The organism is Paenibacillus sp. FSL K6-0108, assembly GCF_045040695.1.
Classification (GTDB): Bacteria; Bacillota; Bacilli; order Paenibacillales; family Paenibacillaceae; genus Paenibacillus; species Paenibacillus pabuli_B.
This window is the reverse complement of sequence record NZ_CP150288.1, coordinates 803,060-817,411: the sequence shown is the minus strand read 5'-3', so window position 1 is coordinate 817,411 and position 14,352 is coordinate 803,060. Positions and strand designations below refer to the sequence as shown.

The following is a 14,352-nucleotide window of genomic DNA, read 5'->3' as shown; positions in this document are numbered from 1 at the left end:
TCTAAAAAGCCTGATGATCCGTGTCAGCACATGATGTTATACGCTCACGATGCAAACATGACACGCACCGGATTTCCTGAAAGTTATCATAGCATTTCCGCACGCCTTGAGCAAACGGATTTTCCAGTATACGTTACATCAGTACCGCCTCTATGAAAACGGTTGTATGCTGAGCCAGATCCACTTCAATCACATCCAGATCATAACGTGTACTGCCACGTGCCACCCGAATGACCGGCCTGCCGGGCAGCCCCCGGTGCTGACGTACAATGACTCCGGTCTCTTTGGTAGACAATCGAACTGCTGTTCCATTCGGATAGACGGATACACTCCGGTTGAACTCGATTAATACATCACGATCCAGCTTCGTGCCAGACATGGCCATCATCTCTTCACAAGCTTCATGTGGCAGCATGCTTCTACCTGACAGTCCATTAATCAGATTATCATACGTGTTAGCTGCACTGACAATTTTGGCGAACAGATGGATGTCTTTTCCCTTAATGCCTCTCGGAAGCCCCGTGCCATCCACATGCTCATGATGCTGCAGAGCCGTATGAGCCACAAGTAAATTGAACTCCCGTTTGGATTTGATCAACTCGAACCCTCTCCACGTGTGATGCAGGGATGAATTCGCTGCTGAACCGCTGCCGGGTGGCTCCCCCACTTTGCCAATGTCATGTAATAGAGCTCCAACGGCCAGATCCTTGAGCTGCACATAGTTAAGCCCCAGATTCAGACCCATGACAGAAGACAGCAAACATACATTCATGGCATGAACATACTGCGCGTTATCCTTGGTCCGAATATCTGTGAGCTGAACAAGCAGTTCACGCCCGTTCAGAACATCGTTCAACAATTTATCTATGCTGATGGCGACCTTCTTTGGGCTCCAGTCCTTCCCGGAACGAATAGAATCGAGCGTAACACTCATTTCATTAATTACTGCCTTTTTCGTGGCTTCATCCAAAATATCTTCTGTATCCACATCTTTATACGCTTCATCTTGGATGTACAGCATGGTTACGCCAATACGCTTCAGCGTATTAACCATAAATACGGTGAGCTGGACTCCGGCAGACAGCAATACCGTGCCGTTGCCGGAATATATGGTTTTACCCAAAAGGTCCCCCGCCTCCACGCTCTCCACGTTAACATACTTCATGAACGTCCCCCGCTCTTACGATTGCTGCTCCAATGTGAGCAATTGCTCTTTGGTTTGCAGCCCGCCTACATAACCCACCAGGGTTCCGTCTTTACCGCTGATGCGGTGACAGGGAATAATAATCGGAATCGGATTTTTGCTAATCGCATCCAGAACTGCTCGAACAGCTTTGGGCCTGCCGATGATTTCCGCAACCCGTTGGTGTGTTGAGGCCTCTCCATAAGATATATCGGACAGGACTTGCCATACTTGTAGCTGGAATGGTGTTCCAAACAAATCGAGCTTCAGTTCAAATGCTTTTCGTTCTCCTGCAAAATACTGCTTTAACTGTTGTGCTGCTTCACTCAGCTTCTCTTCATTTTTCTCATATCGATATTCGCCAATCCATGTACGGGCCCATTGTTGCAGATGTGCCTCGCGGACATGGAAAGCACCGAAATCAATGTGACACAGGCCCTTTTCCGTAGCACAGAGCGTGAGTGTGCCAATCGGTGTCAGCACCTCATCGTAATAAACCGGCGTACCGTGCAGGCCTGTTACAGCTGATGGTTTCCATGCGGCAGCTTCGGGTTTGGCAGGCTCTGTCGCTTGTCCATTTTCCTGTTCGGGTGTCTTATTCTGTTCATTCTGCTCCTCAGACTTCATGTTGCTCACTTGCTTTGCCTGAGGCTTATCGGGTAAGGTCTCGGATGAACTCAATCGTTCCTTGGCCTTCTGCAGCATGCTTAGCACGTTCTCATCTTGTTCGTTAGCGGCAGCTTCCCCAACGGCTCTCATTGCGTCTTCTCCTCCAATTCTGCTCAGCGCCCAGGCTGCAGTTCCCCGCAGCTCGGGACGCGGATCACGCTTCAGTACCTCGGTTAGTTTCGGTACAGCGGTTTTGTCTTTGAAATTGCCCAGGGCAATCACGGCATTGCGCTGGATTGGCTTCTTGCCCCGCCAAGCGGCTGAGCTTTGGCCAAAGCGCTCTTTGAATTCACGGTTACCGATGTCAAGCAGCGGTATCAGCAGCGGTTTTACAATCTCCGGATCGGGATGAAACTCCGGATGGTGGTCCCAGTTTTTACCCCGATTCTTCGGACAAACAATCTGACAGGTATCACAACCGTATAGACGATTGCCAATTTTCAGCATAAACTCTTCATCCACGAAGCCCTTCGTCTGGGTCACAAACGAAATGCAGCGCTGTGCATTCAATTGTCCCGGCCCCACCAGTGCTCCTGTTGGACAGGCATCAATACACTTCGTACATTCACCACAATCCTCAGTCACCGGGTTATCCGGCTGAAACGGGATATTCGTGACCAGTTCTCCGAGAAAGATCCATGAGCCGAATTTGGGCGATATAATGGCACAGTTCTTGGCACTGAATCCAATCCCTGCGCGCTGGGAAACAGCACGATCCACCAACGCCCCCGTGTCGACCATGCTTTCGATCATGGCTTCAGGGACGCGTTCACGTATAAAATGAACCAGCTTGTCCATTGCGGCGCGCAGGACCTGGTGATAATCCTGTCCCCAGGCGGAACGAGCCAGAATACCGCGGTATGCACCCGGCTCAGACTTTGGCGGATTGACCATCTTCGATGGATAAGCCACGGCAATCGCAATAAGCGAAGCAGGCTCGCCATCTTTCAATGCGGGACGCACTCTTTTCTCAATATCAGGCTCCTCAAATCCGGACTCAAATCCTTTGGCCCGATGTTGCTCCAATATGGATTTTAATGTCACGAACGGCTCTGCTGAAGCAAATCCTATATCATCAATACCCATCTCGGGAGCAGCTGCCTTGATCTCTTGTTTTAATTTCTCCCATACAGCTGCTGCCTTTGCTGCTCCGGTCTGTACACTCGTCATATCTGTTCCCTCTCTTCTTCCACGCGAATTCCGTAAATAGTGAACGCCCGCCTCACGGGAGGACAGGCGCTGATTTCGATATACAAGTCGGACATACCGGAGGTGCAAAGAAACCGAGTCTATATCGTTTAACGCAAAATGCAGCATGAAGTTGTTGTCCTGCTCCTGCTAACATTTTACAGTTTTTTAATTTCCGAGAACGGCCAAAAAATAAACTCCGCCCTGCCTACAATTTCACTGGATGTAATGCTGCCAAATACACGGCTATCCTTGCTCTTGCCTTCATGACGATTATCTCCCATCACAAAGTAATGATCCGCTTCCAGTGTAATTGGTCCAAAATCAGGGTCCTGAACCTCCGTATCCGTGTACGTTTCCGCTTGCTGCTCCCCATTCACGAATAAATGATGGTCTCGTACTTCAACTGTGTCTCCTGGAAGTCCGACAATCCGTTTGACCAGAAAATCTTTTTTCTCCACACCTTCGCTTGGATCACGAAGCACAATAACATCGGATCGGGACGGTGTCCCAAAATCGTATACAATTTTATTCACAAACAAACGGTCCTTCTCAACCAGCGTGGGCTGCATCGATTGACCTTTGACCATCGAAAGATTAAATACAAACAGGTTCAACAGCATCATGATTACAAAAGCAATCACGATCGTTTTCACCCAGTCCCAAAGCTCTGCACCCCAGGATTTCCCCGGTTGTTCAGGCACTCCCGGACCCTTTCGTTCCTCGGAGGCCGCATGCTCTGTTGAAAGATTGTTGGAGTTCAAAGAGACACCTCGTTTATCAATTTTGTGAAGAAAAACGACGACCGACATACTTTCAAGGAAGACAGACCACGTATCGTGAAAGTTTTTCTTAATTTCAGGAAGCTGGTGCTCCATGTATATATGTTCTGATATTACCAAAATCGGGTGATCATAATCCTTTTAATTCTACTTCATTTGCAAAGGTGAAACAATTGGTTATGAGCACCAGCACAACGTGAAGCGTGAATAACACCGCGATTAAGACAATTAAAATAGGGATAAAGTTAATGGAATGGCGTTAAGAAGTGGCGAAAAAAGGGGAATAATCGGTGAGATATACCCATATAAATAGAAAGGCATATCCCTCACGTTGTTACACGCTGAAGATATGCCTAATATGAAATGAAAATCTGTTATATTTCTTTTTTAACCATACAAACTAAGCTTTGGACAAGATACTGAGTTTCTGGAAAGCGCTCATAATCTGATTGGCACCGTAACCCATTGCTTCATATAGAGGCATGGCTACTTTGTTGTGCTCATCACCCGCCACCCATATTTGACTGACTTTACGCTGCTGGAACCTTTGTTCCATAGTCTCGACAAGTTTTTTGCCGACTCCGCGGCGACGATAGTCTGGATGGACCGCAATACGATAGATGCATCCCTGGTTGTGGTCAATCGTACCGATCAAAGCGCCGACGAGGTCTCCCTCTTCTTCCGCAACCATGATCAGGTCAGAATCCCATGACAATTGACGGGCAAACGGGCCCATCGTGTTCTCATAACACTCTTCCGATAGTGCAACCTGGAGAAGCTCTGTCATCTGGCTTGCATCACTCAACTGAAAGGAACGAACGTGCATGTCTTAAATCTCCCTTTTCGTTAGCTTAGATGAGGTTTTACAAAAAGGGGCTCCCCTTTTTACCAAAAACCCAATGTTCAAATAATGACAAATAACGAGAAAATACCGCTTCTTCGTCAATTAAACCATACTTTACGCCATAAAACACGCATTTTCTTTTGAAAGCGCTTAATTGTAACCGTTTACATCCGAATATTAAACTTTCCTCCTATTTAGACGCCTCAAATCACATAAATAATTTCATAACGGGTAAAATATGTTTGTTATCTCTGGACCTTAAATGGATTAACGTCTGGGGGGACTTAATAAACAAAAATGTTGCTTAATTAGCCCGAATGCGGTTTAATATTAGTGACAAGGGTATTATTACATAGGTACCTGGGCAATTTGCATAAATCCTGTGAGCGACTTTCACTAGCAAGATATGGATCGAAGTAATATTATTCGTCTAGAACTTGTCCCGGAAGCGATTCGAACTGAATTATGCAAACTGCTGACTTTAACAAAAATTAAAAAATCTCAGGAGGTATTTCACTATGACTTTTCAATTACCAGCACTTCCTTACGCTAACGACGCACTGGAACCACATATTGATGCGCAAACGATGGAAATCCACCACGATCGCCATCACAATACTTACGTAACGAACCTGAACGCAGCTCTGGAAAGCGCTCCTGAACTGCAAGGTAAAAGCTTGGAAGACCTGATTGCTAACCTTGACAGCGTACCAGAAGGTATCCGCACAGCGGTTCGCAACAATGGTGGCGGGCATGCTAACCACAGCTTGTTCTGGGAAATTATCGGACCTAACGGCGGCGGCGCTCCTACTGGCGACATCGCAGCAGCAATCGATAGCGAACTGGGCGGTTTTGACAAATTCAAAGAAGATTTTGCAAAAGCAGCTACAACTCGTTTCGGTTCCGGTTGGGCATGGCTCGTTGTTGGCAAAGATGGCAAATTGTCCATCACTAGCACACCTAACCAAGACAGCCCTCTCTTCGAAGGTCTGACTCCGGTTCTGGGTCTGGATGTATGGGAGCACGCTTACTACCTGAAATATCAAAACAAACGCCCTGACTACATCGGTGCTTTCTGGAATGTAATCAACTGGGATGAAGTAAACAAACGTTACGCTGCAGCGAAATAAGACTGCCAGCATAATAGAAGAGCCTGATTCGGTCAACACGACCGGATCAGGCTCTTTTTTTGCTATCGCTATAGTTATAGTTACTGGATGTTTTTTTCTAACGAACCAAGGGCACGCTATTGCTCTATATTTCATCGTATCGCGAACCTAACGAATCTCAGAGTAGCTATTTCCCAAAATATGGGCTTTGATGCGCACTTTTGGGTTGATTTGGCTATAATAACGTCACTCAGGTTCGTTAGAATTTATAATTGTGGTTTATCCACATGTTAAGACCTCTGGAGTTCGTTAGCTCCCCCATTTAATCGTTCACTTGACTATAAGCTCCGGCAAAATAACTGCTGATCAGCTTCAGAAATATGTTGGGGAATGCCATCTTGTCCATGTCTTCCGGACCGATCCAGCGGTAGGTCAAGCCATCGCCCTTGCCTGTCAATACATCATCGGCCAGGTTACTTGCGGCAAAGGCTGACAGCGGCTCGCCCTGCTCATCAAGCGAGCCTGAGATATTGGCTGCATCGGTGATGCCTGGCTCCGATACTTGGGCTGCGGAAGGCCTGGATTCGGCTGACGCAGTGCTTTCTTTGGCAGCCGCCTGTGCATCGTAGGCGGCTCTGGCTTCCGCGGCGATTAGCGGAAGCTCGTTACTCTGGTCCTGCTCGGTGCACTTGTACACCTGCAGGCTCCAGACGATGTGGCTGAACACATGCTCCGCATGGGTAGCCAGCGCTTCCGGGCGGGCAGCGAAGCCTTCCGCCCACAGACTGCCGGCCAGCAAAGCCATGGCCGGCTCATCGGCCATCGGCCCCGCCGCCTTGCCGGCTGCGGCGGGCGCCGCCAGCACATGCGGCAGCTCCCACATGCGGGCCAACAGGCCCGTCGCTGGGCGCTGGCGCACAAGTACACGGCCGCGATGAGCACCGCGGCCCTCCACAATGGCGACCAGCCGCTGCTCAGGGCGCGGCGGCTTCGCCTTGGTCTTGACCGGCAGCGTGAGCTCCCTTCCGGCGATGCGGCCGGAACATTGCTCCATGACCGGGCAAGTCAGGCAGTGCGGCGCTTTGGGCGTGCACACCAGCGCGCCAAGTTCCATCAGCGCCTGATTGAAATCACGCGCACGCCCTTCCGGAATGAGCTCTCCCGCAAGCTCTTCCATCAACACCCGAGTGCTGCCCTTCATAATGTCCTCATCAATGAGGAAGTATCGGGACAGGACCCGCATCACATTGCCATCCACCGCTGGCTGCGGCTGGTTGAAGGCAATGCTGAGAATGGCCCCGGCTGTATACGGGCCCACTCCTTTTAACGCAAAGACTGCCTGCTTGTCCTGCGGCATCTCCCCACCGTGCAATTCCATGACTTGTCTGGCAGCCGCCTGAAGGTTACGGGCACGCGAATAATATCCGAGCCCCTCCCAATTTTTCAAAACCTCTTCTTCCGGTGCTTCTGCCAGAGCCTGCACAGTCGGGAAATTCCCAATAAAGCGGTTGAAATACGGAATCACCGTATCCACCCGAGTCTGCTGCAGCATAATCTCCGATACCCACGTAAAATAAGGATTGTTGTGGCGACGCCACGGCAAATCCCGTCTGTTGACCATATACCAATCCAGCAAATTCACGCTGAAATGTCGTTTCTGTTCCAATAAACCCATATTCCCGTCCTCTCCTGTTACCGTGCTACGTTCTTCCCGCTTTTCATTCCCTTATTGTTGCTGTTCTGTTCCTCGCAAACTACTTCCCATCTGCTCTACAATGGCAAAGGCTGCAGCCAGCTCCGTCTGGTGCGTAATGCTCAAATGAAGTTCATACTGTTTGCCGTATGGCAGCTGCAGTCGTTCCCATGCTTCATTAGACAGTGTGGCAACCGGACGTCCTTTGTCATCAGGCAGCACTTCAATGTCGGTAAAACTCATCACGCTTCCAATGCCGCAGCCAAACGCCTTGGACACTGCTTCCTTTGCCGCAAACCGGCCGGATACAAACTCTACCATCCGTTTGCCCCGCTGATCTGCAATCTCCCGCTCTGCATGCGTTAAAATTCGCTTCATAAACGCTTCAGCATGGCGACCGGACAACAGCTTGCTCATCCTTCCAATCTCCAGTACGTCGTTTCCAATGCCATATATCATCAACGCTTCACCCGCTTAACCTTTTATGCTATAAACGTTCTCCATTTGTTCTTCAGATCCGTAACTTATCCGAACACGTATTCTATTGTAGCAGGAGGCGCGCACGGATGCGAGTACCTTCGTGCACATTACCATTTATGTTAAAATATGAATCAGCAATAGATGGAACTATAGGAGGAATAAGATATGTCCACAGCATTTGAATTGCCTGCTGGCGGAGATGCCGTCATTCGCGGAAATATATTCACTGCACGGCAACCTGCTCAAGGAATCATTATTCTGGCTCACGGTTACAAAGGCTTCAAAGACTGGGGCATGTTCCCCTACGCTGCATCGCAGCTAAGCGAGAACTATCACGTACTGACCTTTAATTTCTCTCACAACGGTGTTGGAGAAGATCTGGAGCAATTTTCTGAACTTGAAAAGTTTGCAGTCAATACCTACAGCCGCGAGCTTGCCGACTTGGAAACGCTGCTTGATTATGTGTCCACACAGCCGGAACTTCTCGGACTGCCGGTAGTCCTAATTGGACACAGCCGCGGCGCAGGCGTAAGTCTCGTGTACGCGCTGGATCATCCTGAACAGATTGCAGGCGTAATTTCCTGGAATGGTGTAACCAACCTCGATCTCTTTACCGCTGAACAAAAAGAAGAGATGCGCACACAAGGCCGCAGCCATGTCACGAATGGGCGAACCGGCCAGCAGATGCCTCTGGACGTGTCCATTCTGGAAGATCTGGACAAGAATCAGGATCGTTACGCCATCATTGATCGCTTGGCCTCTTCCCCTCTGCGTGTGGCACTTATTCAGGGAACAGAGGACGGCAAACGGCTGCGTGACGGGTCGGCCGCACTGGTTCAAGCTCGCCCAGATATCCCGTGGCACCAGATTCCCGGAGGAAATCATACTTTCAATACTGTGCATCCATTCAAGGAATCTACGCCGCAGCTTGAGCAGGCGATAACCGAAACGCTTCGCCAGATCGATATTTGGAGTAACTAGTCCCGTCTTCTTCTCGACTAGCTCTCGTGTTCTTGCTGCAAATAAAACAATCAGCATGACAAAAAGAGTCGCTGCCTTATGCAGTGACTCTTTTCTGTTCAGATGCTTGCATTGTCCATATCATGGCATGCATGCCTTCCATATTAGATGCCAGGAATGGCATTACGTTTGTGATGTGTACGTGTGTAGAATGCTTCAAGACGCTCCTGTGCAGCCGGATCAATCTGTTTGCCTTCCAGATAGTCACTGTTCGCTTCATAGGAAATGCCCAATTCGTCTTCATCGGTTTGGCCTTCCCAGAGTCCTGCTGATGGAGCCTTGTCCAAAATGGCCTGTGGCACGTTCAAATACGCAGCCAGCTGACGTACTTGACGTTTGTTCAGGCTGCTCAGTGGTGTAATATCCACGGCACCGTCACCCCATTTGGTGTAAAAGCCAGTGATTGCTTCAGAAGCATGGTCTGTTCCAACAACCAACAGGTTCTCCTCAAAGGACAGAGCGTATTGCATGACCATGCGTGTTCTTGCTTTCACGTTCCCTTTACCTTGGTGAGTCATATGACGCGGGCTGCCCATGGATTTGAAACCTTGCTCAACTTCGAGTGCAATCTCGTTAACTGCATCTTCGATGTTTGTTTCCACGACATGTTTCAGATCATAGGCTTTGGCTACAGCATAGCTATGGTCAATGTCGGATTGCTCACCATAAGGCTGGAATACACCAAGCGTTTTGTATTCCTTATTCTCTTCTGCTGTAAGTTCGTCCGTAGCTTTTTTGCAAAGCGCCGTAGCTACTGCACTGTCAATACCACCACTGATCGCGATCAGCAGCCCCTTGGTACCGGCATTTTTTACATACGTTTTCAGAAAGTCAACGCGCTTGCGCACTTCCTCTTCTTCATTAATGCGTGGTTTAACCTTCAATTCAGCGATGATCTGTTGTTGCAAACTCATCGTTCATCCACCCCGTTTCTAAATTAATGAAATTTGATGTCCATTTTGAAAGGTCCGAATGGTTCAATAACCCTATCCAACCAAAATGAAACGCCCCGGCATCGGTCATCCGAAGGGCGGGGCGCTCTTTGAGCTGATTAACGGCAATAACGGTCAAACGCACTTGTGAGCTCAGCCGCAATTTCCGCTGCAGAGCGGTCTTCCACTTGATGACGCTCAATAAAGTGAACGAGTTCTCCATCTTTCATCAGAGCGATGGAAGGTGAAGATGGAGGATACGGTGCAAAGTATTCACGTGCTTTCGCTGTAGCTTCCTTATCCTGACCAGCAAATACCGTGTACAGGTGGTCTGGTGTGATATCATGCTGTAATGCTTCGGCTACACCTGGGCGGCATTGACCTGCCGCACATCCGCAGACGGAGTTAATAACAACCAAGGCTGTACCTTTGGCATCCGGCAGACTTGCTTCAACTTCTTCTGGTGTACGCAGCTCCTGAATTCCCAAACGAGTCAAATCATCCCGCATCGGTTGAACCATATCTTTCATGTATTGATCAAATGACATAGACATTCGGTTTCACTCCTTAAACATTTGAGTTCTATTATTTAAAAAATTAAATGCTTTTGTGCTATTCCTATTATACATCCCTAATCAATGAAAGCAAGGTTCAAACACCGCCTGCGGAAGGGCTTCTCCTTCAATATTATGTCTCATTCCTTGGCAAAACATGCTTGAAGTTCAGCGTTGAAATGCAACCTTGAACGTTGTACCCTGGCCTTCCTCCGATTCGATGCTAATAGTTCCATTATGCCGTTCAATAATGCTCAGACACATGGATAATCCCAGTCCGGTTCCTTTCGCCTTGGTCGTAAAAAAAGGTTCGAACAATTTCTCCTGCTTCACTCTGGGGATACCCGTGCCTGTATCTCTCACACGCAGTTCCACGGTATCATCCACTAACCGTGTCTCAAGGGTAAGCACCCCTTTTTCATTCATGGCTTCCATGCCGTTACGAGCCAGATTAAGAACCACCTGTTTGATTTCTTTTGAATTGAGATGCAACTTGGGTATATTATGATCCAGCATAAATTCAATACTCTGACCACGCAGATTCGCATCCGCCCATAGCAATGGACTTAGTTCATGGATGATATCATGCAGTTGGGATTCTTCTTTCTCGGCAATTCGATTCTGAGCCAATGACAGAAAATCATTAATAATGCTGTTCGCCCGATCAAGCTCTTCCAGAACGATTCGGTAATAGTGATCCAGAGTCTCAGGACTCTTTTCCTGCATCAATTGAAGGAAACCACGCACAACCGCCATCGGATTCCGTACCTCATGGGTAATACTTGCCGCCATTTGACCTACAAGACTGAGGCGATCCACATTATCAAGCTCACTTCGCAGCATTTCAAGCTCAGTGATATCCTGAATGATCAGCATTGCCCCTATAGCCTCTCTTGGCAGTTCTTCTGAAAACGAGTAGATGGGAACTGCACGGGACTGGAACACATTTGAACCATAACGTACTGTCAGCCCACTCACTTCTCCATGGACAATGGCTTTGCGGATACTGTTCTCCATCTTGTCTGCCTGTGCTTGTTCAACAAATTGGCTCACAGGTTGCCCAACCAAATCCGGCGTTGTTGTGCAAGGCAGTTGATCCCGCGCCGTTTGCACCATGGTATCATTAACGAACTGCACGGTTCCCTCCTTATCTACAGTCGCTATGGATAAAGGAACGGCATTCAAAATTTGGTTAAGCTTCTCGGTTTCGGCTATGTATCTATGATGAACTTCGGATAGATGTTGCTCAAGTCCCCGGTGATGCTGCATCTGTTCAATCCAGAGCATACTAAGACTTCCGGCAAGAATTGCGCCAAGCGTATAACCTAGAGCTGTAAGTACCCACTGTACTATTGAGAAAGTTGGCTGGCTTGCCATGAATGGAATATATAATACATTGGCTACAACCAGCTCGGCCGTAATGAGGGCAATCACGGTTCCCATTTTTCTTGAACGTGTATAATGCTTGAATCGTGTGGCTGACAACCATACAATAGGATAGAGAAGAATGCCCGTTTGAAGTAGAAATCCGTACAAATTATAGGGATGCGCAAAGAGAAAATAGAAGAGTAACTGTAGAAGAGACAGCGTTAGGCCTATTCGAGGCCTGCAATACAATATGACGAGAGTCAAGGGCACAACGCCCAAGGAGATGGGAAATGACACAGTGCTTCCATAGTGAGCAAAAAGCAGACACAACAACATGCTCACCACACTGGTCATGGCAAAACTGATCTGTACCATCCAATGATACCCTGCCTTGGCGGCGGCTTGCCTAGAGAGCCCCAAGTGAAATAATGGAATCAGGAAAACCGCAGCTCCTGCAAGCAGTATTTGTAAAAGAATGTCCTTTAACGCAACCACAACCCCATCTCCCTCCTCTGCCTGCACATTCCCTCATGTATTTCTGATTAAAACATAGGCGACAGTATATTACAATATATCCCTTAAGACTGCATAGTAGAACTGCTAATACATTTGAATTGTTTCATAAACAGGCAGGAGTAGACAGAAGTTTCGGAAAACAGACAAAATCAATGAAAAAAGAGGGTAATAAAGCATGTATGATGTCATTGTAATTGGTGGTGGATCTGCAGGCCTCATGGCCTGTGTTGCTGCTGCTGAGCATGGAGCCTCGGTGCTTCTGCTGGATAAAGGCGATCAACTCGGCCGCAAACTCGGAATCTCTGGCGGCGGTCGCTGCAATGTAACCAATGCCAAGGAGACGGATGAACTGATTCGGCACATTCCGGGCAATGGACGCTTTTTGTATAGTTCATTTCAGAATCTGGACAATCAGGGCATTATACGTTTTTTTGAAAATCTTGGTATTGCCCTGAAAGAGGAGGATAACGGGAGAATGTTCCCGGTAACCGACAAAGCCAAAACGGTCGTTGATGCGTTGGTAGGCAAAATCGTTTCCCTTGGGGTAGAGATTCGCACCAAACAGCCGGTTAAGGAATTGATTCAGAATGGTCAACACGTGCAGGGCGTAAAGCTGGCTTCCGGCACAACGATACTTGCACGCTCTGTTATTATCGCTACCGGGGGCAAATCAGTCCCCCAAACCGGATCAACCGGGGATGGCTATCCTTGGGCTGAAGCGGCTGGACATACAATTACAGAGCTATATCCGACGGAAGTGCCCATTGTGTCCGGCGAGAGCTGGATTCAATCCAAAGAACTGCAAGGTCTGTCCTTGCGGGATGTTGAGTTATCTGTTCTGGATGCCAAAGGTAAATCGGTTATTTCCCATCGCGGTGATATGATCTTCACCCATTTTGGCGTATCGGGACCGATCGCGCTTCGCTGCAGCCAGTTCATTCGCAAGGTGCAAATGAAAACCGGGAACACCCAAGTCACGATGAGTATTGATCTATTCCCGGAACTGTCCGCTGGAGCACTGGAAAACCAGGTTCAACAGGTGTTGGAGCAAGAGTCCCGAAAGGCCGTCAAAAACATACTCAAGACGTGGGTTCCTGAGCGCATGATTCCATTGATAATGAAGCGAGCGGAAATCAGCGAAGACCTCACATTTCACCACTTTCCCAAAGGCATGTTAACGACGTTAGTGGGGCTAATGAAGAGTTTTACTTTCCGAGCAGACGGAACTCGTTCTCTCAAAGAAGCCTTTGTTACTGGCGGGGGAATTCACCTTAAGGAAATATACCCAAAAACAATGGAATCCAAGCTGCTGCCGGGGCTATTCTTTTGCGGTGAAGTTCTGGATATTCATGGCTACACGGGAGGGTATAATATTACTGCCGCCTTCTCTACGGGATACACGGCTGGTATGCATGCTGCAGAGTATAAAAACACTCGCTAAGGCCTTAAAGACATGACGTTGATGAACCGATTCTCGTTTCCATATTAGATAAGATAGATAAGATAAATATGAAAAAACCTCGAACTCCCGCTATCGGTGGGGGTTCCGAGGTTTTTTTGATATCTATGCCAATTCAGAATCACTGTAATCAACAAGGCAGTTGCCCATGTTGTATTTACGCCTTCACACTGCCTGAGAAACCATCGACTGAATCATCGAATGTCGGATCTTCATCCCGGTTATGCATCTCCTGTTCGGAATTACTTCCCTGCATTCCGCTCGCGTAACCTTCATTCCAATCTTCATTCACGAGATGAGCTGGAATGGAAATATTCTGAAACTGGTCCAATCCATCTGTTTCGGAGAGAAACACGGCACTGCCTCCGTGTGACTGTACGATTTCCACAGCGGACTGCGTATCCTGTCGATCTGTAGGAATGTACAATTCGAGTGGTCCTGACTGGTAAGGCTTATATCCCAGTTCCTCCAACGTTGCCTGCGCTGCGAGCAGCGCTGCATGATCTGCGAAGTGCACCTGAAGTTCACTATCATCCAACATGTTTTTTTCCTCCT

At 48.2% G+C, this 14,352-nt stretch carries 13 protein-coding genes; 3 read left to right on the top strand and 10 right to left on the bottom strand.

The window, feature by feature from the left end; all coding sequences use genetic code 11:
* Positions 1-133: 133 nt before the first annotated feature.
* The 4 genes from MHB49_RS03985 to MHB49_RS03970 all read right to left on the bottom strand — a co-directional run bounded on the left by MHB49_RS03985 (position 134) and on the right by MHB49_RS03970 (position 4,648).
* Positions 134-1,165, bottom strand: a complete 1,032-nt coding sequence (locus tag MHB49_RS03985; protein WP_405155121.1) for an HD-GYP domain-containing protein — start codon at positions 1,163-1,165, stop codon at positions 134-136.
* Between the two features lie 15 nt (positions 1,166-1,180).
* The gene (gene queG, locus MHB49_RS03980) at positions 1,181-3,022 is read right to left on the bottom strand and encodes a tRNA epoxyqueuosine(34) reductase QueG (protein ID WP_405155120.1); all 1,842 of its coding nucleotides are present in this window, start codon (positions 3,020-3,022) and stop codon (positions 1,181-1,183) included.
* Positions 3,023-3,198: 176 nt separating this feature from the next.
* Positions 3,199-3,804, bottom strand: a complete 606-nt coding sequence (gene lepB, locus MHB49_RS03975; RefSeq protein WP_405155119.1) for a signal peptidase I — start codon at positions 3,802-3,804, stop codon at positions 3,199-3,201.
* 418 nt (positions 3,805-4,222) lie between these two features.
* Complete coding sequence (locus tag MHB49_RS03970) at positions 4,223-4,648, bottom strand: GNAT family N-acetyltransferase (protein ID WP_192263093.1); 426 nt, start codon at positions 4,646-4,648, stop codon at positions 4,223-4,225.
* 536 nt (positions 4,649-5,184) lie between these two features.
* Between MHB49_RS03970 and MHB49_RS03965 the strand changes: the two genes are divergently transcribed.
* Entirely contained in the window at positions 5,185-5,796 is a 612-nt protein-coding gene (locus MHB49_RS03965) for a superoxide dismutase (protein ID WP_024632995.1), read from the top strand.
* 301 nt (positions 5,797-6,097) lie between these two features.
* Here the strand turns inward: MHB49_RS03965 and mutY are convergent, their stop codons facing one another.
* Positions 6,098-7,450, bottom strand: a complete 1,353-nt coding sequence (gene mutY / locus MHB49_RS03960) for an A/G-specific adenine glycosylase (RefSeq protein WP_405155118.1) — start codon at positions 7,448-7,450, stop codon at positions 6,098-6,100.
* Positions 7,451-7,501: 51 nt separating this feature from the next.
* Positions 7,502-7,927, bottom strand: coding sequence for a holo-ACP synthase (gene acpS, locus MHB49_RS03955; protein ID WP_405155117.1), 426 nt, complete (start codon positions 7,925-7,927; stop codon positions 7,502-7,504).
* 186 nt (positions 7,928-8,113) lie between these two features.
* Here acpS and MHB49_RS03950 point away from each other — a divergent pair, with 186 nt between their 5' ends.
* Positions 8,114-8,929 carry an alpha/beta hydrolase family protein gene (locus MHB49_RS03950; protein ID WP_405155116.1) on the top strand — a complete coding sequence of 272 codons (816 nt, stop codon included), beginning with the start codon at positions 8,114-8,116 and terminating at the stop codon, positions 8,927-8,929.
* 143 nt (positions 8,930-9,072) lie between these two features.
* Here MHB49_RS03950 and nadE read toward each other — a convergent pair whose 3' ends face one another.
* The 3 genes from nadE to MHB49_RS03935 all read right to left on the bottom strand — a co-directional run bounded on the left by nadE (position 9,073) and on the right by MHB49_RS03935 (position 12,317).
* A complete protein-coding gene (gene nadE / locus MHB49_RS03945; protein WP_247900641.1) occupies positions 9,073-9,882 on the bottom strand; it encodes an ammonia-dependent NAD(+) synthetase in 810 nt (269 codons plus the stop codon).
* A gap of 137 nt (positions 9,883-10,019) precedes the next feature.
* On the bottom strand, positions 10,020-10,454 hold the full coding sequence (locus tag MHB49_RS03940; protein ID WP_247900640.1) for a BrxA/BrxB family bacilliredoxin: 435 nt from the start codon (positions 10,452-10,454) through the stop codon (positions 10,020-10,022).
* A 168-nt stretch (positions 10,455-10,622) separates the two neighbouring features.
* Entirely contained in the window at positions 10,623-12,317 is a 1,695-nt protein-coding gene (locus MHB49_RS03935) for an ATP-binding protein (RefSeq protein ID WP_405155115.1), read from the bottom strand.
* Between the two features lie 196 nt (positions 12,318-12,513).
* Between MHB49_RS03935 and MHB49_RS03930 the strand changes: the two genes are divergently transcribed.
* Positions 12,514-13,779: an NAD(P)/FAD-dependent oxidoreductase gene (locus MHB49_RS03930; protein WP_405155114.1), complete on the top strand. Its 1,266-nt coding sequence runs from the start codon at positions 12,514-12,516 to the stop codon at positions 13,777-13,779.
* A gap of 175 nt (positions 13,780-13,954) precedes the next feature.
* Here the strand turns inward: MHB49_RS03930 and MHB49_RS03925 are convergent, their stop codons facing one another.
* Entirely contained in the window at positions 13,955-14,338 is a 384-nt protein-coding gene (locus tag MHB49_RS03925) for a hypothetical protein (RefSeq protein WP_405155113.1), read from the bottom strand.
* Positions 14,339-14,352: the final 14 nt, after the last annotated feature.